Source organism: Xanthomonas sp. WHRI 6108, assembly GCF_040202385.2.
Taxonomy (GTDB): Bacteria; Pseudomonadota; Gammaproteobacteria; order Xanthomonadales; family Xanthomonadaceae; genus Xanthomonas; species Xanthomonas arboricola.
Genome location: NZ_CP168198.1, coordinates 4,334,133 through 4,349,913, shown reverse-complemented (window position 1 = coordinate 4,349,913; position 15,781 = coordinate 4,334,133). Strand labels below are relative to the sequence as shown.

The window sequence follows — 15,781 nt, the reverse complement described above, 5'->3', positions numbered from 1 at the left end:
GAAGTGGCTCAGGCGGGAAGGCGGATGCCGGCGTGTGCGGGGTCGGGGTGCGGCTGCTGCGCGTCCAGCCAGTCGGCCAGCCCGGTCATGGAGTCGAACTCCAGATCCGGTTGCTGGGTCGGGTGCGACCACTGCGCTCCATCACGATTGATCCAGCAGGCGCGCAGCCCGGCATCCAGCGCGCCCAACACGTCCATGCGCACGTGGTCGCCCACATGCAGCACCTGTGCCGGCGGTGCATCCAGCCGCGCGCATGCGGCCAGGAAGATGCTCGGATCCGGCTTGGCGCTACCGTGCTCGCGCGAGCCCAGCTGAAACGCGAAGTGATGCATCAGCCCGATGCGTTGCAGATCGGCATTGCCATTGCTGAGCGCCGCCACCGGCACATGCGCGGCGATACGCGCCAGCGCGTCCAGCGCATCCGGGTAGCACTCCACCTGGTTACGCGCGGCGTAGAAGACGTCGTACGCAGGCTCCAGCAAGGCCAGGTCGCCGCCGCTCTCGCGCAGCGCCATTTCCAGCGTCAACCGCCGCAGCGCGCTGAGGTCATGATGCAGGTGCGGGTTGTCGGCAAAGCTGCGCTCGCGCAGTTCGCGCATTGCCTCTACCGGAAACCGCTCGGCGGTGACTGGACTGTGCTCGCGCATCCAGTCGTACAACACCTGGTCGATCCGCGCCCCGATCGGCGCAAAGGGCCACAACGTATCGTCGAGGTCGAGGGTGATGGCGCTGATGTGGAAGCTCATCGCCAGATTTTACGGTCTTGCGTTGGGATTGGGGAATCGGGATTGGGGATTGGCAACGGCAACTGCGCGGTTGCGTTTACCAATCCCCAATGCCGAATCCCCAATCCCGGCTACTCCAACAGCCTGGCCCAACGCTGCATTCCCTCCACCCGGCTCAGCACCATCTTGATGCAGACCAGCAGCGGTACCGCCAGCAGCAAACCGACCATGCCCCATAGCCAGCCGAACAGCATCAGCGCCAGGATCAGCATCAGCGGCGAGATCGCCATGCGGCGGCCAAGCACGATCGGGGTGACCACCTGGCCTTCGATGGTGTGCAGTGCCAGGTACAGGATCGCCGGCAGCATCGCCGACAAGGTGGTGCGGAATTCCACAAAGCCCATCAGCAGCATCAGCATCACGCCGATCAACGGGCCCACATACGGCGCGAAGTTGAGCAGCGCCACCACCGTGCCCCACAGCAGCGCTTCGGGCAGCGGAATCTTGAGCACATACAGAATTCCGGCGAAGACCAGCCCGACCAGCGTATTGATCACGCTGATGGTGAGCACGTAGCGCGAGACCTCGCGCTCGATGTCCAGCATGATTTCGGTGGTGAAGCGTTGCTGCTGTCGGTTGGGCAGCAAGGCGATCGCATGCCGTTGCAGGCTTTCGCCGTAGACCATGAAGAAGAACGTCAGCAGCACCACCGCAAGCACCGAGGCGGCCAGCTTGGGCGTGCGCACCAGCGCCTTGTAGGGGTCGTCCATCTGCGTGCGCACGATCTGCACGCTGCGCTGGCCATCGCCGCCGGCCGCGCGTGCAAAGTTTTCCGCGGCCTGATTGGCCTGCATCACCGGCTTGGTGAAATCGCGCACGTCGCGCGCGATCTGGCGCATCTGCCGGGGCGCCTGCTGCACCCATTCGGCGGCCGGCCCGGCCAGCTGCGCGGCCAGTGTCACGGTACCGGCTAGGCCCAGGCACAACACCATCAAGGCGCCGAGGAAGCGGGGGATGTACAGCTTGCGCAGACCGCGCAGGATGGGGTTGCCGATCAAGGCAAAGAAGGCGGCCAGCATCACCGGCAGGATGATCGTCTGTGCAGCCCACAGCGTATAACCCACCGCAAGCGTGGCCAGCACCACCAACGAGACCGGTGCGCGTGGGCGTGGTGCCGGTGGCGGCGGGAGTGAATCTGCCGCAGCGGCAGCATCCATAGAATCGACGGGAAGAGTCATGCGCGCCCTGGCAGCAGACTGGCGTGCTGCCAGCGGTGGGCCATTATCAGCCGAACGCGTCAACGCAGCGCACAGAGGGTGTGCGCGTAACGTCAGTCCTTAACAGCACCAGTAGCGGGCTCTGCCGCGCATCGGGCGGCAGACATCCGCAGCGTGATCCCGAGCGACGCTCGAGAACGCTTCATTACGCGGCGCGGTCGATCGGTGCCTGCACCACGGTCACCGGCGGATCGGCGGCGACTTCTTCGGCACTGTCTGCGGCGCGTTCGGCCTGCTCGGAGGCTTCCTGCGCACGGTGTGCGGTGAACAGCGCAGAGATCGTACTGATCATCTGCAGAATCTTCGGGATACCGCCGAGCTTGCTGGCGATGCTGCCCAGTGCCGCCTGCGGTTCGTTGCGGCCGGTGACAAAGCCCAGGCCGAAACCGACAACCATGATCCGCAACGGCGACCACCCGGCACGCCAGGTGTCACGCAATTGTCCCCAATGCAGGCGCGTTTCCTGAGCGCGCCCCTCCACCAGGAATTCGGCGCGTTCCACGCGCTGACGCAAGGTGCCAAACTTCATGTGCGTGCTCCATTGGCAGCCGATGCGTGGGCATCGTCGTCGTCGCTGCTGTCATCGAAGATGCCCAGCTTGACCAGCTGACGACGTGTTGCATTCAGGCCGGTGTGGTCGAAGTAGAAGAACACCCGCCACGCCGCAATACCGGTGACCAGCAAGCTGGCCAATGCGGTGAAAAACATCGCCTGGAACCACGACAGGCCGGCGCGTTGCAGCAGCGCGATGATCGCACCTGCCAGCAACAGCCACGACGACGCGCCGAAGACCACGGCAACGCATGCCCAGGCCAGTCCACGCCCGAAGGCACTGCGTGCAAGTTGCAAGTCGGCCGACACCAGCCGGCGCAACGCGCGGCTGGTGTCCTTGGCCGAGCCCAGCGTGGCGCGGCCGGCTGCGCCGACCGCACGTACGCTTTCGTCCAGTCCTGGCGTTTCCGGACGCGCGTTGGGCGCGTCGGAGCCGGCAGCTGTAGAGGCCTGGTCGCTCACGACTTAGTTGTCGTTGCTGCGTGCCAGCTTGGCAATGATCCAGCCGGTCGCAAACGCAACGCCGAACGCAGCCAGCGGGCGCTCACGAATTAGATCGGTGGCGCTTTCCAGCAGATCGTTGCCCTTGCTGACCAGCACGTCGAGCTGTTCCTTGGCAGCGGCGCCGCCGAACTCGGCAGCAGCCATGCCGGCCAGTGCGGTATCGGAGAGCTCAGCCTTGACGTTGGCGCGACCGAGCTTGAGCTCATCGCCTGCAGCGCTGGTGGCGCCCTTGACGGCTTCGCCTGCGGCGCTGGCGGCAGACTTCAGGTGGGTGCTGGCTTCGCTCAGATTTTCTTTCAGCTGGTCGGTATTGGTGGGGCTCATGCGATATCTCCTTCGGTCATTGATGGCAGCCGCGACAGCATGCGGGCGTGGTGCAGCAATAGCATCGCTACGGTGTAGGAGGTGTTAGTGCGCGCCGATGGCAGTGCACGCCACGTCAACGCATCAACGCGTCGTACTGCGCGTTGCCACGCAGGATGCGCACGACCAGTTGCTGCGGTTTGCGCTGGAAGTTGGCACGCCAGCTGGCCAGATCGGCAAACTCGCCCACGCTGCTGGCCACGATCACATCGCCGCTGACCAGCCCATTGGCTGCGGCGCGACCGCCGCGTTTGACCTCGCTGACCATGACGCCGGTAATGCCGGATTGGCGCAGCGATTCGGGCAAGTCCACGAAGGTGGCGCCGCCCAGGCGCGGGTCGAGCATGTCGCCGGTGACTGCGCGGTCCTGCTCTTTCAGTTTGGCGGTGAGGGTGAGCGGTTTGCCATCGCGGCGAATCTCCAGCCTGACCGGGCTACCAACCGCCTGCAGGCCTTCATAGTTGTGCAGCGCCTCTGCACTGTCCACGCGCTGGTCGTTTGCCGCCACCACCACATCGCCCGGCTGCACGCCTGCGGCGGCCGCAGCGGACCCTGGCAACACACGCGTCACCAGCGCACCCCGCAACGAATCCACACCCAGGCCCTGCAGCATCTGCTGGGTGAGGTTCTGGGTTTCCAGCCCGAGCGTGCCGCGCACCACCACGCCCTTGGTCACCAGTTGCTCCACCACATTGCGCGCCAGGTTGGAGGGAATCGCCAGGCCCAGGCCGATATTGCCCGCCATGCTGCCCTGGGGATTGAAGCTGGCGGTATTGATGCCCACCAACTGGCCCTGCAGGTTGACCAGCGCACCACCGGAGTTGCCCGGATTGATCGAGGCATCGGTCTGGATGAAGTTCTGGTAGCCCAGCCCGCGAATACCGCTGCGGCCTACCGCCGAGACGATGCCGGAGGTGACCGTCTGGGTGAAGCCGAACGGGTTGCCGATCGCCACCACAAAATCGCCCACGCGCAGCGCATTGCTGTCGGCCAGCTTGATGTCGGTGAGGTTGTCGGCCTTGATGCGGATCAGCGCGATATCGGTATCGGCATCGGAGCCGATGAAATCGGCCTTGACCGTGCGCCCGTCGCCAAGCGTCACCTGCACATCGTCGGCATTTTCGATGACGTGGTGATTGGTCAGCACATAGCCTTTTTGCGCATCGATGATCACGCCAGAACCCAGCGACTCGTTGATGCGGTCCTGCGGCACCTGCGGAAACAGCCGGCGCAGGATCGGGTCGTTGAAGAACGGATTGCGCACGCGCACCACTTGCTTGGTATTGACGCTCACCACCGCCGGCATCGCCTGTTGCAGCATCGGCGCCAGCGACGGCACCGGTTGCCCGGCGACGGCGGCCGGCAGTGCGGCGGCCGCGGGCAGGCTAAAGGTGGTGGACGCGCCGGCCGGTGCGGCCTCGGCGCGGTTGTCCATCCAGGCATTGATGCCGGTGGCGGCAAATCCGCCGAAGGCAGCGGCCAGGGAAAGGGTCAGCAAGGTGGGCAGCGGGCGCATGCAACGAGTCCGGGTTACGCGGTGGAAGAGGAATAGGGCGTCTGACTGCGTAAATCAAGCTGAACGAGAGTGCCAGCGGGCAATTTAACGCCTGGTGAAAGCGCCGCCGAGCCCTTGCCGGCGCTGCGTTGACAGTCGCTTGAGCCCGGCGTAGCGTCCGCTTGATCCGATGCCTGTTCAGCATACGCATGCCGCTGCGCATCGCCCGCGTTTTCAGCACTGATGCCCTTAAGGAGGGTCCTATGAGCAACGGCAATGGTGTGACGGCAACCCTGTCCGAGGCTGTCGATAGCGTCAAGAGCACTGCCACCGAACTGGGCGAGACCATCGCCAGCACCACCAGCGACGCGGTGGCCAGCGTGCAGGACGCGGCTGGCACGGCGGTGGCAGAGGCCAAGACCCGCGTCGCCAAGGCCCGCAAGGCCGTGGTCAAGGTCGAACAGCGCGTCGTCGAAAAGGCTGGCGATGCAGCCACCGCGGTCAAGCGCAGCGTGGCCAAGACCAAGCGCTCGCTGGTGTCGGGCAAGGAGGCCGCCAAGGACAAGTTGACCGCCACCAAGGACGCTGCCAAGCAGAAGCTTGCATCTACCAAGGATGCCGCCAAGCAGAAGCTGAGCAGCACCACCGATGCTGCCAAGAAGAAACTGGCCAACACCAAGGCCAGCGCCAAGCAGAAGCTGGAAACCGCCAAGGCCAATGCCAAGGCCGAAGCGGCAGCACTGAGTGCCAAGACCGCTGCCAAGAGCGCAGCGCGCAAGAGCGCGGTGGCCACGGTAGGCGCGCGTGCGGCAGCGAAGAAGGCTGCGGCCAAGGCGGCGCCGGTCAAGAAGCCGGTCGCCAAGACCATCGTCAAGCCCGCCGCCAAGAAGGCACCGGTGGCCAAACAGACCGCCACCAAACAGGCCGCAGTGAAAAAGGCCCCGCTCAAGAAGGCGGTGACCAAGACCACCTTGAAGAAGGCCGCCAAGGTCACCAAAACCCCGGCCACACGTGCCGTGGCCAAGACCACCGCCGCCCGCAAGGCGGTGGGCAAGAAGGTGGCCAAGCGCGTGACGCGTTGATGCTGCGGCACCAAGATGGCATTGCACGCTGACGATGCGTTGGCCGTGCAGACCGACAAAGGCCGGCGCTGTCTGTGCAGCGCCGGCCTTTTCTGTGGTGTGATCGTTAACGAGGCGGTCCCTTGCTTGCTGCGCTCATGTGATCGGGCAAGTGACTGGATCTGACATTTGAACCGGATGGGCATCTGTCCGCACCGCTCGCCAGATGCGGGACATCAAGCCACTCTCCTCACGGAGCGAGAAGGTACGGCTTGCACGCCATGGGCGCGCGTCCTTGAGCGCCTGCGCTGCAAGAATGGGTTGGGTGTGCAGCGGCGGTAGCGTGAAACCGACGAAGCCGCATGTCGTCCCGCATTCGCGAGGCTTCGCCCGTACCCTCATCCGCCCTGCGGGGCACCTTCTCCCGATGGGGGACGAAAACTGGAAGCCATCGCTTCCGCTAATCCGACTCCCGATTCCCAAATCCCAAATCCCAAATCCCAAATCCCAAATCCCAGCTACTCCATTCCCTTGACCAACTGCTCGGCGCCCTTGCGAATACCGGCCTTGGCGGCGTCGTAGGCGCCCAGGCTGGCCTTGATGTTCATTGCGCTCGGATACTGTTTTTCGACATAGGCGGCGAGCAGGCGGTTGCTCTGCGCGTCGAAGATTTCCACCGCGTAGCTGACCGAGCCGGAAAACGCGCCTTCCTTGCCGCGTGCGGCCTGCACCGCGTTATAGGAACCGCCGCCCAGATCCACCTTCATGAAGGTGCCCAGCACCCGCTTGCTGGGCTTGGCACCGGTCAGGCTGATGTGCACGCGCAAGGTGTCGCGATCGGCCACCGTCGCGCGCTGCCAACGCTGCCCGATCGCATTGCCGAACTCCTGTTGCATGTAATCGGCGAGCATGCGTTTGTCCTGCTCGGGCACGTCTTCGAATTGCGCGTCAGGACCGCGATAGATGCTGACCGGCTCGACCAGTGCGGCGCGGTAGCGCGTCCAATCCACCTCGCCCTGGTAGGCGTATGGCATGCGGTCACCACGGCTGCCATCGTGCGGGCGCAGATAGCTTGAAGACGGCAGCTGGCTGTACGGCATCGGGCGCGTACTGGCACAACCGATCAGCGTCACGCCGACAACCAGCAGCGCGCAGCAGCGGACAAGGGAATGCAACGACATGGGCAAATACCTGGAGAGGAAGCAGATAGGGGCAAGCACGCGCCAGCAGGGCCGCGCGCTCAATGCATCAGATAGCTGGCCACCGCCAGCGCAAACACCACTGCGGCGGCAGTGAACAACACCCCGCTCTTGGCCCACTGCTGCAGCCGGCGGGCCTGACGCGCGCTGCGGATATCCGGCAGTTCGCTCCAGATGTCGCGATTGCGCGTGCCGGTGCGGCCGCAGCGAAAGTCCAGCAGGAGGACATCGGCGACAGGTGCAGGAGCAACGCTGTCGTTGGCAGCCGTATGCGGTGCCAGCAGCGCGATGGCGGCGGGAGAGAGCGGGGTGGAACGGATCGAGTGAAACATCACCATGCATCCTGGATGCGTGCGGTGAGTGCACTGTAGGCAGCGGGTGTTGGAAACTTATTGGGTTTGGCGCTGGGCGATCGCCCAGCGCCACCTGCGTTCAGCCGGTGCGGCGCACGCCATCGCTGGCGAACACCACGCGCACGCACAGGCCGCGGCCCTCGTGGCCTTCGCAGGTTTCGATGCTGGCCTCGTGCAGGCGCGCGATACCGGCCACCAGCGACAGCCCGATCCCGCTGCCCTGCACCTGACTGCCGGCAACCCGGTAGAAGCGTTCGAAGATGGACGCGTGGGCACTCTCCGGCACGCCGGGGCCGTCATCGCTGACCTGCACGAACGGATGCAGCGCATCGGCGCGCAGGCAGTAGCCGCAACTCACTTCCACCATGCCGTGGGGCCGGCCATAGCGGATGGCGTTGTCGACCAGATTGCGGATCAGGATACCCACCGCATCCACATCGCAACGCAGCAGGCACGGCGATGCTTCCACCTGCAGATTGATGTGGCGGGCCTCGGCCTGCACGCTGAATTCGTCCAGCACATGCGAGATCAGCTCGCCCATGTCCACCTGCTGGTACGCCGCCGAACTGATGCCTGCATCCAGCCGCGCCAGATCCAGCAATTGCTCGGCCAGCCGATTGCTGCGGCGCGCGGTTTCCAGCAGCTGCTGCAGCGCCGCGTCCTTGGCCTCCAGCGTGGGTGCGCGCAGCGCGACCTCGGCGTAGGCATGCAGCGCAGACAGCGGGGTGCGCAGTTCGTGCGCCGCATCAGCCACGAAATCGCGCTCGGCCTGCACGGTCTTTTCCACGCGGGCCAGCAGCGAATTGAAGGAGCCGATCAGCGGGCGAATCTCGTCCGGCACCTGCGCCAGCGGCACCGGTTCGGTTTCCAGCCCGGTGCGTTGCGCGATGGCGCCGGAGATGGCGCGCAGCGGTGCGAGCGAGGTGCGGACCGCCCACCACACCAGCACGCCCAATACCCCCAGTTGCAAGGTGTTGAGCACCATCGCAATCAAGGTCTGCTTGAAGCTCATGCGCGAGGACGCATTGCCGATCGGGGTGTGCGTATCGACCGCGGCCGGCGGCTCCGCTTGCGTATCGAAGCGGTGCTCCAGCGCATCGGGCAGGGCGCTGATCAACTGGTCGCCGAACATGTTGAGCTCCTGCTCGAACACGCTGTGATGGCCCTGGGTGACCAGGGCGACCAGGATCCACAACGAGGTGGACCAGCTCAACAACACGATTGCGGCCAGCGCCGCCAGCATGCGTGCCTGCAGCGATTTCATTCCGGTGCCTTGCCGACCATGTAGCCCTGGCCATACACCGTGGAGATCAGCTCGTCGCCGAGCTTGCGGCGCAGCTGGTGCACGTATACCGCAATCATGTTGCTGCCGCCTTCGGACGGACCGCCGTAGACGCCTTCTTCCAGTTGATCCTTGGTGACCACGCGCCCGGCGCGTTCCATCAGCGCCAGCAGCAGGCGGTATTCGTGCGCGCTCAGCGCCACCCACTTGCCGTCGCGGGTGACCTTGCGGCTGCTCGGGTCCACGCAGACATCGCCCTGCGTGAGCAGCGGCACCACGCGTCCCTGGCTGCGCCGGGTGATCGCACGCAGCCGCGCCATCAGCTCGTCGAACTGGAACGGTTTGACCAGATAGTCGTCGGCACCGGCATCCAGGCCGCGGATGCGGTCGGTGAGCTGGCCGCGCGCGGTCAGTGCGATCACCGGCGTGGCGTCGTAATGGCCGCGCATGAAGCGGATCACCGTCAGCCCGGACTCGCCCGGCAGGCCGATATCCAGCAGCACCGCGGTGTAGCGGTGGTCCACCAGCACGGTCTTGGCGGCATTGGCGCTGCCGACGTGGTCGATGGTCCAGGACTGCTGGCGGACGCCATCGCAGATCGCGTTGGCCAGCATGGTGTCGTCTTCGACAAGCAGCAGGTGCATAGGTGTTCCGCCGGGCCCAGGGCCAGTCCGAGATCGGCAGCACTGTCGGAGATGGTCGTTAGGCAAATATTAGTGCATGGCCCTCCGTGCCGTTACAGGCGGCCGGCAGCCCTGCCATTGCGCAGGGCCCCAGGGCCACGCAGGCGCTAGCGCTGCAGGATGGCGCGCAACGCCGCTTCCAGATGGACATACTGGAAGCGGAAGCCGGCATCCAGCGCGCGTTGCGGCAGCACGCGCTGGCTGATCAGCAGCAGCTCGGCCATCTCGCCGAAGCCCAGCCGCAGCAGGCCGGCCGGCAGCGCCAGCAGTGCCGGGCGATGCAGCACGTGGGCCAGGGTGCGCGCGAACTCGGCATTGGTGACCGGGGTCGGTGCGGTGGCGTTGTAGGCGCCGGGCTGGCCGTGTTCCAGCAACCACAGCAGCAAAGCCACCATGTCGGCGCGGTGGATCCAGCTCATCCAGTGGCGTCCATCGCCGAACGGGCCGCCGCCGCCGAAGCGGAACGCCGGCAGCATGCGGGCCAGGGCGCCGCCGTCGCGGTCGAGCACGATGCCGGTGCGGACCCAGCTCACGCGCGGGCCGAGTGCGCCGATCTTTGCCGCTTCGGCTTCCCAGTCGCGGCACAGCTGCGCAGAGAAATCGTTGCCGGCGTGGTCCGCCTCGGTCAGGACGCTGTCGCCCCGCTCGCCGTAATAGCCTACCGCCGAGCCGGAAATCAGCACCGCCGGGCGCCGTTCGGCCTGCTGCTGCGCGATCCAGGCATGCAGCTGGCCGGTGATGCCCAGGCGCGATGCGCGGAAGCGCTGCTTGCGCGCATCGGTCCAGCGGCCGGCCGCCAGCGGCTCGCCCGCCAGATTGATGACCGCATCGGCCTGCACGCCGTCCAGCGTGTCCACCACGGTCACGCCGGGCAGGAGACGCGCCGCGCGCCGTAGGTCGCGGGTCAGCACGCTGACCTGGTGCCCGGCCTGCACGAGTGCCGGACACAAGGCCTGGCCGATGAACCCGGTGCCGCCGGTGATGAGCAACTGCATGGGACATTCCTGCGCCGAATCGATGCGGCACGATAGGCCAGCGCTGCCTGCTGCAAAGTGAAGTCGCTGCTGCACCCGCTGCGATGGCCGCGTGCGGCACCAGGACGGCGGCCGGGCGCAGCGCGCGTCCACCAGTAAAGACCGGCAAGGCCCAAACGCCAACGCGCCGGACAGGCCGGCGCGTTGGGTGCTTGCAGACGCTGCAACAGGCTCAGCGCGAGGATGACACCGCGTGGGCGCGCTCGAAGTGCGCCGACACCACGCGCCGGCTTTCTTCCAGATGCTGCTTGACCGGCGCGCTTTCGGCGGCGGGCAGCAGTTCGGCGTCGATGATCTTGATGGTGTCGCCGTGGTCGCTGACCATCGTGCGCAGGAAGGCATTGCGGTAGGCGTCCTTGCCATCGGGCAGGGTCGCCGTCTTTGCCAGTGCGTCCACCGCTGCCTTGCCCTTGGCGCGCATTGCATCGGCACGCGGGCTGTCGGTGGCACCCAGTGCCTTGCTCTTTTCCAGGTTGGCTTCGTGGTCGTGCAGCAACTGCTTGGCGAAGGTGTCGGTCGCACCGCCCAGATCCTGGGAGATGGCCTGCTTGGCCAGCGCGATCTCGTTTTCATCCAGCGCCGCCAGCACGCCGAGCACGGCGGGATCGCCCTTGGCCAGTTCGGCAGCGCCGGTGCCGCTGACCGGTGCGGCAGTCGGCTCGGGCGATACTGCCGGCGCAGTCCTCGAGGCATCGCCGCCGGGGCGATCGCAGGCGGTCAGGGAGAGCACGGCAAGGAGCGATGTCGCGACAAGAAGGGATTTCATGGAGGTCCTAAAAGAATGCGGCTAATACTGCCGACGGTGAAATGCAAAGGAGCCGCTACGCGGCTCCGGTGATGCGTGGATCGGCGCCTGCCGGTCAGGCCAGCTGCGCCTGGGCGGCTGCGCCAAGGCCCAGCGGTCTGGCTGGTGTACGCACGCTGTCCTGTGCAGTGCGGCACACGCGCGCCATGCGTGCAGTGCGCTCGCGAATCAGCGCGTGTTCGCTGGCCGGGGCACTGCCCAGCAAGCTGGCGACATGGAAGCCTAGGATGTCCTCCGCGCGGTCGCCCTGGTCGCTGACGATGTGCGGAACCAACCGCTCCAATCGTTCCAGCTCCTGCTGCACTTGATACGGGGTTTTCATGATGCTCTCCAATGAGTAACGGTCTTGCTCAACACATACTGCTCAACTATTGCGTGCACCCAGCCGCTGCCAGCAGTCGGTGGCCAATTGCTCGTAATTGGACTGGGTGCTGGATGAAATGAAGTGATGTTCCAGGCGGTCGCGAAACAGGCGCAGACGTTCCTGATCGCTCGAACGCGGTGCCTGCAGGTAGATATCGCAGGCCATTTTCACCACCGGGGACAATTCGCTGAACTTGCCTGCACCCAGGTTGCCCTGCGCGTGCCGCGCCTGCCAATGCGCGATTTCGGCTTGTACATCGATGACGGATGGGTCTCTGCTCATGACTTCGCGTGGTCCGGGTTAAACAAACTTGACATGCAGGGTAACTGCGGCTGTGTCAACGAATGATCATCGAACCCGACTATTCAACGCACTGCAGTGGTGCGTGCTTAACTGGTCAGCTTGCATTTGCGCCTCTACACGCTACGTATGCAGGCAATGTCTCGCGAGAACTGCAGTTGTGATCGAAGCCGTAGCGTCGTGCTGAGCAATAGCCAGCAATCGATTGCATTGGCTGAAATGTCGGCCATCGAGGTGTGAGACTTGCTATCGCGTATCGGCTGGTGGCTGCATTGATGAGCGAGAAAACGCCTGCGCAATGCCGCAATTTACGGAAGATTCTGAATCGTTCCACACTTGTGTAACGTCTGATGCTTAGGATGTGGGATGACTTTAGGGAGATGAGAGTACTCAGGATGCAGGACAGCGAAAGCAGCCGTAAGCCGCAATCCGCCAGCGGTACCTCCGAAGCACGCGTGTGGTGGCATGCCTTGGTGGAGCTACGAGGGGGACGTGTCGCCATCAGCTTGATCGTCGTCCTTGCGATCGTGTTTGCGTTCTATCTGACGCTGAAATAGCCGTTTCTCCCGGGCATCGCATAGCGCTGCATCAATGCCCGCGTGCGTCTCAACTGTTTGAACAAGCCAGCAACGGCACGCGGCTCGACGCTGCGAGGGGAGACGTGATGGCGCACAGGCAGTACTGCCGGGTCGTGGGGCATGTCACTCGGCCGGTGCCCCAGGACGGTCATGAGCGTGCCACGCACGCCTGGGTCTGCGGCGAAATCGCACGCTTGCTGGGCGTGCACGGCGCAGGGCACGCCAGTGACTTCAAGCATGCTGTCCCTGAGACCGTGTTTCATGTGCCCGATGAGACCTTGACCTCGGAACAGGCGCATGGACTCGGTATCGATGACGCGGCGGACCTGCTGGGCGGCATCGTGCCGCATGCCTTCCTGGCGACCAAGGTGATCGGCCACCCGCTCATTGCCGACCATGCAGCCAGCATCGCCGGATGGAACCAGACGCTGGCCACTGCACTGATTCCGGCCACATTGGCGGGCTATACGGTATTTTCGCGCATCGATGCCCTGCGTACATTGGAGCTCCTGCTTCCGGATGGCGGTGTGCGACTGAAGCTGCCGACTGGCGTGGGTGGCAACGGCCAATGGCGTATCGCCGGTGCAGCGCACCTCGCGCAGGTGCTGGACAGCCTGCCGGAGCATTATTTGCGCACGCATGGCGCGGTGCTGGAGCGCAACATCCTGCAGCCCGTGACGCATAGCGTGGGCGAGCTTTGCCTTGCCGGTGTCCAGATTGCCTATTACGGCACGCAATGCAGCGTGCGCAACATGCAGGATGAAGAGGTCTACGGCGGCTCGTCGCTGCATGTGTATCGCGGATCGCTCGAGGCACTGGCGATGACCGCGCTACCGTCGCTGCAGCAGCGCGTGGTCGAGCAGGCCTGCAGATACGATCGATTCATCACCGCCGCCTATCCTGGGTTGCACATCTCGCGGCGCAACTACGACGTGGTCAGCGGCGACGATGGGCAGGCCGGTCCAGTCTGCGGTGTGCTGGAGCAATCCTGGCGCGTCGGCGGCGCGACACCGGCCGAGCTTGCCGCGATCTCCAGCTTCCAGGATGACGCCAGCTTGCAGTGGGTGCACGCATCCACGCATGAGATCTATCAAGGCGAACCGCCCGCGGATGCGCAGATCTACTACCGCGCAGAGCGCGCCGGGCCGGGTCCGCGCTTCAAATACAGGAGGGTATCCACCCCATAATGGAAGCCAAACTTTCCAGCATTCAGATCCCGGTCGACCAGGACGAACTCAGCGGCACCTTGCTGACGCCCACCGGCATTCCCGCGGTGTTGTTCGTCCACGGTTGGGGCGGCAGCCAGCATCACAGCCTGGTGCGTGCGCGCGAAGCGGTCGGCCTGGGCTGCATCTGCATGACCTTCGACCTGCGCGGTCACGAAGGCTATGCGTCGATGCGCCAGAGCGTGACACGCGCGCAGAACCTGGACGACATCAAGGCCGCCTACGATCAGCTGGCCGGCCTGCCGTACGTCGATCCGCAGTCGATCGCGGTGGTTGGGCTCAGTTACGGCGGTTACCTGTCGGCATTGCTGACGCGCGAACGCCCGGTGGAATGGCTGGCGTTACGCTCGCCCGCGCTCTACAAGGACGAGCACTGGGATCACCCCAAGGTGAACCTCAACGCCGATCCGGAGTTGATGGACTACCGGCAACGCGTGCTGACCCCCGACGACAATATCGCCCTGGCCGCCTGTGCCGATTACAAAGGCGATGTGCTATTGGTGGAGGCGCAACACGATGTGATCGTGCCGCATCCAGTATTGCGCAATTACGCCAATGCCTTCGTCAATGCGCGCTCGCTGAGCGCGCGCGTGATTGCAGGTGCCGATCACGCATTGAGCGTGAAGGAACACCAGCAGGAATATACGCGCGCGCTGATCGACTGGCTGACCGAGATGGTGGTCGGCCGGCGCATCGCCCTGGCCAAGGAAGTGGTGGCCGCGCGCAAGCACAGGCTCAAGCAGCAGAGCGATGCGCTCTCCTCGCCGGGGCAGGGCACGAACGAATTCCGTGGCGATATCCGTGCGGTGGAGAACAGTTCCAGCTGATTCGCGCGTTTGCTAGAACGCCTCGTGCATGGCAGTGCTTTCCACAAAGAAGAACGGGCCCGTGGGGCCCGCTCTTCTTCCAAGACTTCAACCTGGCTCGGCGCCAGGTCGTATGAGCTTAGACGCGCGGGTCGGTCGGGTTGCGACGTGCCGCATCACCGTGATGCTCGGAATCGAAGGCTTCGCGCACTGCGTGCTTGGCCTTTTCCCAGCTCAGGCGCGAGTTGGACTTGAACCGGTCCCAGCCGTCGCCCAGGTCGCGTTCCAGATGGTCGTCCCACTGGCGGCCGGCGTGTTGCTGACGCGCCTGCATGCCATAACGATAGGCCGGACGATAATCGTCATAGGAATACTCGGCATCGCGATAGCTCGCGCTGTCGAAGCGGCCTTCGTAATGCGTGTCGCCCTCGCGATAGACGCTGTGCGTGCGATCGGCGCGTTCCCAGGCATCGCGCGCAGCAAGGCGCGCTTCTTCCCATTCCAGTCGTGATTCCCCGCGATTGCGCGGCCACTCGCCGGCCAGGGTCGCTTCGGTTTCTTCCCAGGTGCTGGTTGGGCGTGTTTCGCGCGCCTGCAGGCCGAAGCCGTACACGGTGGCGTAATCGCGATCGTAATCGGTGCCTTCCTTGTAGTAAGGACGGTTCTGATATTCCTGGCGCCAGTATTCGGTTTCCACTGTCGGGTCCAGGCGCTCGGCCACACCCTTGCCGGCTGCAGCGCCGGCCACCACGCCCACCGCAGCGCCGATCAGGGTGCCCAGCGGGCCGAACACCGTACCGGCCAGCGCGCCTGCGGCAGCGCCGCCTGCAACGCCGCCCACACCCACGCCTACCGGATGCGAACCGGGTGCGCCGGAGATTGGATCACGATTCAAATCCTGCGCTTCGGCCTTGCGTTCCTGCTTGTCGAGAGGGGTATCGTGGTTGCTCATGTCGTCTCCGGGGTGGCTGTAGGTGCGTCTGTCGAGCAGATCGCGAACGTGGCGCCACCTTGGCCAGCGAGGAGTGAAACGCGTGTGCTTGGACGTGAGTGCCGTCGCGACAAGACTGAACTGTGCATCTGTCGGTATGGATGAGGTTGCTGACGCCAGCCTGCAATATCGCGCTCAAGCAGCTTGCACTACAGGTGTATTGATTTGTCGAATGGCCTTACG

Annotated in this window: 18 protein-coding genes; 3 read left to right on the top strand and 15 right to left on the bottom strand. The window is 64.9% G+C overall.

The annotated features are described in order from the left end of the window. Nucleotides 1-8 precede the first annotated feature (8 nt). From ABQ039_RS18300 to ABQ039_RS18275, 6 genes are all read right to left on the bottom strand, one after another. Entirely contained in the window at nucleotides 9-746 is a 738-nt protein-coding gene (locus tag ABQ039_RS18300) for an HAD family hydrolase (protein ID WP_102257166.1), read from the bottom strand. Nucleotides 747-856: 110 nt separating this feature from the next. After that, nucleotides 857-1,963 (bottom strand): AI-2E family transporter, encoded by a 1,107-nt coding sequence (locus tag ABQ039_RS18295; protein WP_024939693.1) that lies wholly within the window; start codon nucleotides 1,961-1,963, stop codon nucleotides 857-859. A gap of 184 nt (nucleotides 1,964-2,147) precedes the next feature. Further along, a complete protein-coding gene (locus ABQ039_RS18290) occupies nucleotides 2,148-2,531 on the bottom strand; it encodes a hypothetical protein (RefSeq protein WP_054591247.1) in 384 nt (127 codons plus the stop codon). Beyond that, nucleotides 2,528-3,016: a phage holin family protein gene (locus ABQ039_RS18285; RefSeq protein ID WP_184611838.1), complete on the bottom strand. Its 489-nt coding sequence runs from the start codon at nucleotides 3,014-3,016 to the stop codon at nucleotides 2,528-2,530. The genes ABQ039_RS18290 and ABQ039_RS18285 overlap by 4 nt, the downstream gene beginning before the upstream one ends. Before the next feature lie 3 nt (nucleotides 3,017-3,019). Continuing rightward, entirely contained in the window at nucleotides 3,020-3,382 is a 363-nt protein-coding gene (locus ABQ039_RS18280; RefSeq protein WP_006450942.1) for a hypothetical protein, read from the bottom strand. A 115-nt stretch (nucleotides 3,383-3,497) separates the two neighbouring features. Then, nucleotides 3,498-4,937, bottom strand: a complete 1,440-nt coding sequence (locus ABQ039_RS18275) for a Do family serine endopeptidase (RefSeq protein ID WP_046344874.1) — start codon at nucleotides 4,935-4,937, stop codon at nucleotides 3,498-3,500. Nucleotides 4,938-5,179: 242 nt separating this feature from the next. Between ABQ039_RS18275 and ABQ039_RS18270 the strand changes: the two genes are divergently transcribed. Next, on the top strand, nucleotides 5,180-5,998 hold the full coding sequence (locus tag ABQ039_RS18270) for a histidine biosynthesis protein HisIE (protein WP_065033475.1): 819 nt from the start codon (nucleotides 5,180-5,182) through the stop codon (nucleotides 5,996-5,998). Between the two features lie 497 nt (nucleotides 5,999-6,495). On the opposite strand, the gene ABQ039_RS18265 is transcribed toward ABQ039_RS18270, so the two are convergent. The 8 genes from ABQ039_RS18265 to ABQ039_RS18230 all read right to left on the bottom strand — a co-directional run bounded on the left by ABQ039_RS18265 (nucleotide 6,496) and on the right by ABQ039_RS18230 (nucleotide 11,979). Further along, entirely contained in the window at nucleotides 6,496-7,158 is a 663-nt protein-coding gene (locus ABQ039_RS18265; RefSeq protein WP_184611841.1) for a DUF3313 domain-containing protein, read from the bottom strand. Nucleotides 7,159-7,217: 59 nt separating this feature from the next. After that, nucleotides 7,218-7,508 carry a hypothetical protein gene (locus ABQ039_RS18260; protein ID WP_102257208.1) on the bottom strand — a complete coding sequence of 97 codons (291 nt, stop codon included), beginning with the start codon at nucleotides 7,506-7,508 and terminating at the stop codon, nucleotides 7,218-7,220. A 100-nt stretch (nucleotides 7,509-7,608) separates the two neighbouring features. Beyond that, nucleotides 7,609-8,793, bottom strand: a complete 1,185-nt coding sequence (locus ABQ039_RS18255; protein ID WP_349778497.1) for an ATP-binding protein — start codon at nucleotides 8,791-8,793, stop codon at nucleotides 7,609-7,611. Further along, complete coding sequence (locus ABQ039_RS18250; protein ID WP_016902656.1) at nucleotides 8,790-9,455, bottom strand: response regulator transcription factor; 666 nt, start codon at nucleotides 9,453-9,455, stop codon at nucleotides 8,790-8,792. The genes ABQ039_RS18255 and ABQ039_RS18250 overlap by 4 nt, the downstream gene beginning before the upstream one ends. A gap of 146 nt (nucleotides 9,456-9,601) precedes the next feature. Further along, a complete protein-coding gene (locus ABQ039_RS18245; RefSeq protein ID WP_349778496.1) occupies nucleotides 9,602-10,489 on the bottom strand; it encodes a TIGR01777 family oxidoreductase in 888 nt (295 codons plus the stop codon). A 211-nt stretch (nucleotides 10,490-10,700) separates the two neighbouring features. Then, the gene (locus tag ABQ039_RS18240; RefSeq protein ID WP_024939702.1) at nucleotides 10,701-11,294 is read right to left on the bottom strand and encodes a DUF4142 domain-containing protein; all 594 of its coding nucleotides are present in this window, start codon (nucleotides 11,292-11,294) and stop codon (nucleotides 10,701-10,703) included. A 94-nt stretch (nucleotides 11,295-11,388) separates the two neighbouring features. Beyond that, a complete protein-coding gene (locus ABQ039_RS18235) occupies nucleotides 11,389-11,655 on the bottom strand; it encodes a hypothetical protein (RefSeq protein ID WP_054591254.1) in 267 nt (88 codons plus the stop codon). A 42-nt stretch (nucleotides 11,656-11,697) separates the two neighbouring features. Next, nucleotides 11,698-11,979 (bottom strand): hypothetical protein, encoded by a 282-nt coding sequence (locus tag ABQ039_RS18230; protein ID WP_003486531.1) that lies wholly within the window; start codon nucleotides 11,977-11,979, stop codon nucleotides 11,698-11,700. 682 nt (nucleotides 11,980-12,661) lie between these two features. Here ABQ039_RS18230 and ABQ039_RS18225 point away from each other — a divergent pair. Beyond that, nucleotides 12,662-13,762, top strand: a complete 1,101-nt coding sequence (locus ABQ039_RS18225; RefSeq protein WP_349778523.1) for a DUF3182 family protein — start codon at nucleotides 12,662-12,664, stop codon at nucleotides 13,760-13,762. Then, the gene (locus ABQ039_RS18220) at nucleotides 13,762-14,628 is read left to right on the top strand and encodes an alpha/beta fold hydrolase (protein WP_349778495.1); all 867 of its coding nucleotides are present in this window, start codon (nucleotides 13,762-13,764) and stop codon (nucleotides 14,626-14,628) included. Before ABQ039_RS18225 ends, ABQ039_RS18220 begins: the two co-directional genes overlap by 1 nt. A 118-nt stretch (nucleotides 14,629-14,746) precedes the next feature. Here ABQ039_RS18220 and ABQ039_RS18215 read toward each other — a convergent pair whose 3' ends face one another. Further along, nucleotides 14,747-15,559 carry a hypothetical protein gene (locus tag ABQ039_RS18215; RefSeq protein ID WP_102251070.1) on the bottom strand — a complete coding sequence of 271 codons (813 nt, stop codon included), beginning with the start codon at nucleotides 15,557-15,559 and terminating at the stop codon, nucleotides 14,747-14,749. Between the last annotated feature and the right edge of the window lie 222 nt (nucleotides 15,560-15,781).

What these genes read in the sequence shown, in the direction of transcription:
- ABQ039_RS18300 (WP_102257166.1), bottom strand. Translation starts at nt 746, where the DNA reads ATGAGCTTCCACATCAGCGCCATCACCCTCGACCTCGACGATACGTTG.
- ABQ039_RS18295 (WP_024939693.1), bottom strand. Translation starts at nt 1,963, where the DNA reads ATGACTCTTCCCGTCGATTCTATGGATGCTGCCGCTGCGGCAGATTCA.
- ABQ039_RS18290 (WP_054591247.1), bottom strand. Translation starts at nt 2,531, where the DNA reads ATGAAGTTTGGCACCTTGCGTCAGCGCGTGGAACGCGCCGAATTCCTG.
- ABQ039_RS18280 (WP_006450942.1), bottom strand. Translation starts at nt 3,382, where the DNA reads ATGAGCCCCACCAATACCGACCAGCTGAAAGAAAATCTGAGCGAAGCC.
- ABQ039_RS18275 (WP_046344874.1), bottom strand. Translation starts at nt 4,937, where the DNA reads ATGCGCCCGCTGCCCACCTTGCTGACCCTTTCCCTGGCCGCTGCCTTC.
- ABQ039_RS18270 (WP_065033475.1), top strand. Translation starts at nt 5,180, where the DNA reads ATGAGCAACGGCAATGGTGTGACGGCAACCCTGTCCGAGGCTGTCGAT.
- ABQ039_RS18265 (WP_184611841.1), bottom strand. Translation starts at nt 7,158, where the DNA reads ATGTCGTTGCATTCCCTTGTCCGCTGCTGCGCGCTGCTGGTTGTCGGC.
- ABQ039_RS18260 (WP_102257208.1), bottom strand. Translation starts at nt 7,508, where the DNA reads ATGTTTCACTCGATCCGTTCCACCCCGCTCTCTCCCGCCGCCATCGCG.
- ABQ039_RS18255 (WP_349778497.1), bottom strand. Translation starts at nt 8,793, where the DNA reads ATGAAATCGCTGCAGGCACGCATGCTGGCGGCGCTGGCCGCAATCGTG.
- ABQ039_RS18250 (WP_016902656.1), bottom strand. Translation starts at nt 9,455, where the DNA reads ATGCACCTGCTGCTTGTCGAAGACGACACCATGCTGGCCAACGCGATC.
- ABQ039_RS18245 (WP_349778496.1), bottom strand. Translation starts at nt 10,489, where the DNA reads ATGCAGTTGCTCATCACCGGCGGCACCGGGTTCATCGGCCAGGCCTTG.
- ABQ039_RS18240 (WP_024939702.1), bottom strand. Translation starts at nt 11,294, where the DNA reads ATGAAATCCCTTCTTGTCGCGACATCGCTCCTTGCCGTGCTCTCCCTG.
- ABQ039_RS18235 (WP_054591254.1), bottom strand. Translation starts at nt 11,655, where the DNA reads ATGAAAACCCCGTATCAAGTGCAGCAGGAGCTGGAACGATTGGAGCGG.
- ABQ039_RS18230 (WP_003486531.1), bottom strand. Translation starts at nt 11,979, where the DNA reads ATGAGCAGAGACCCATCCGTCATCGATGTACAAGCCGAAATCGCGCAT.
- ABQ039_RS18225 (WP_349778523.1), top strand. Translation starts at nt 12,662, where the DNA reads ATGGCGCACAGGCAGTACTGCCGGGTCGTGGGGCATGTCACTCGGCCG.
- ABQ039_RS18220 (WP_349778495.1), top strand. Translation starts at nt 13,762, where the DNA reads ATGGAAGCCAAACTTTCCAGCATTCAGATCCCGGTCGACCAGGACGAA.
- ABQ039_RS18215 (WP_102251070.1), bottom strand. Translation starts at nt 15,559, where the DNA reads ATGAGCAACCACGATACCCCTCTCGACAAGCAGGAACGCAAGGCCGAA.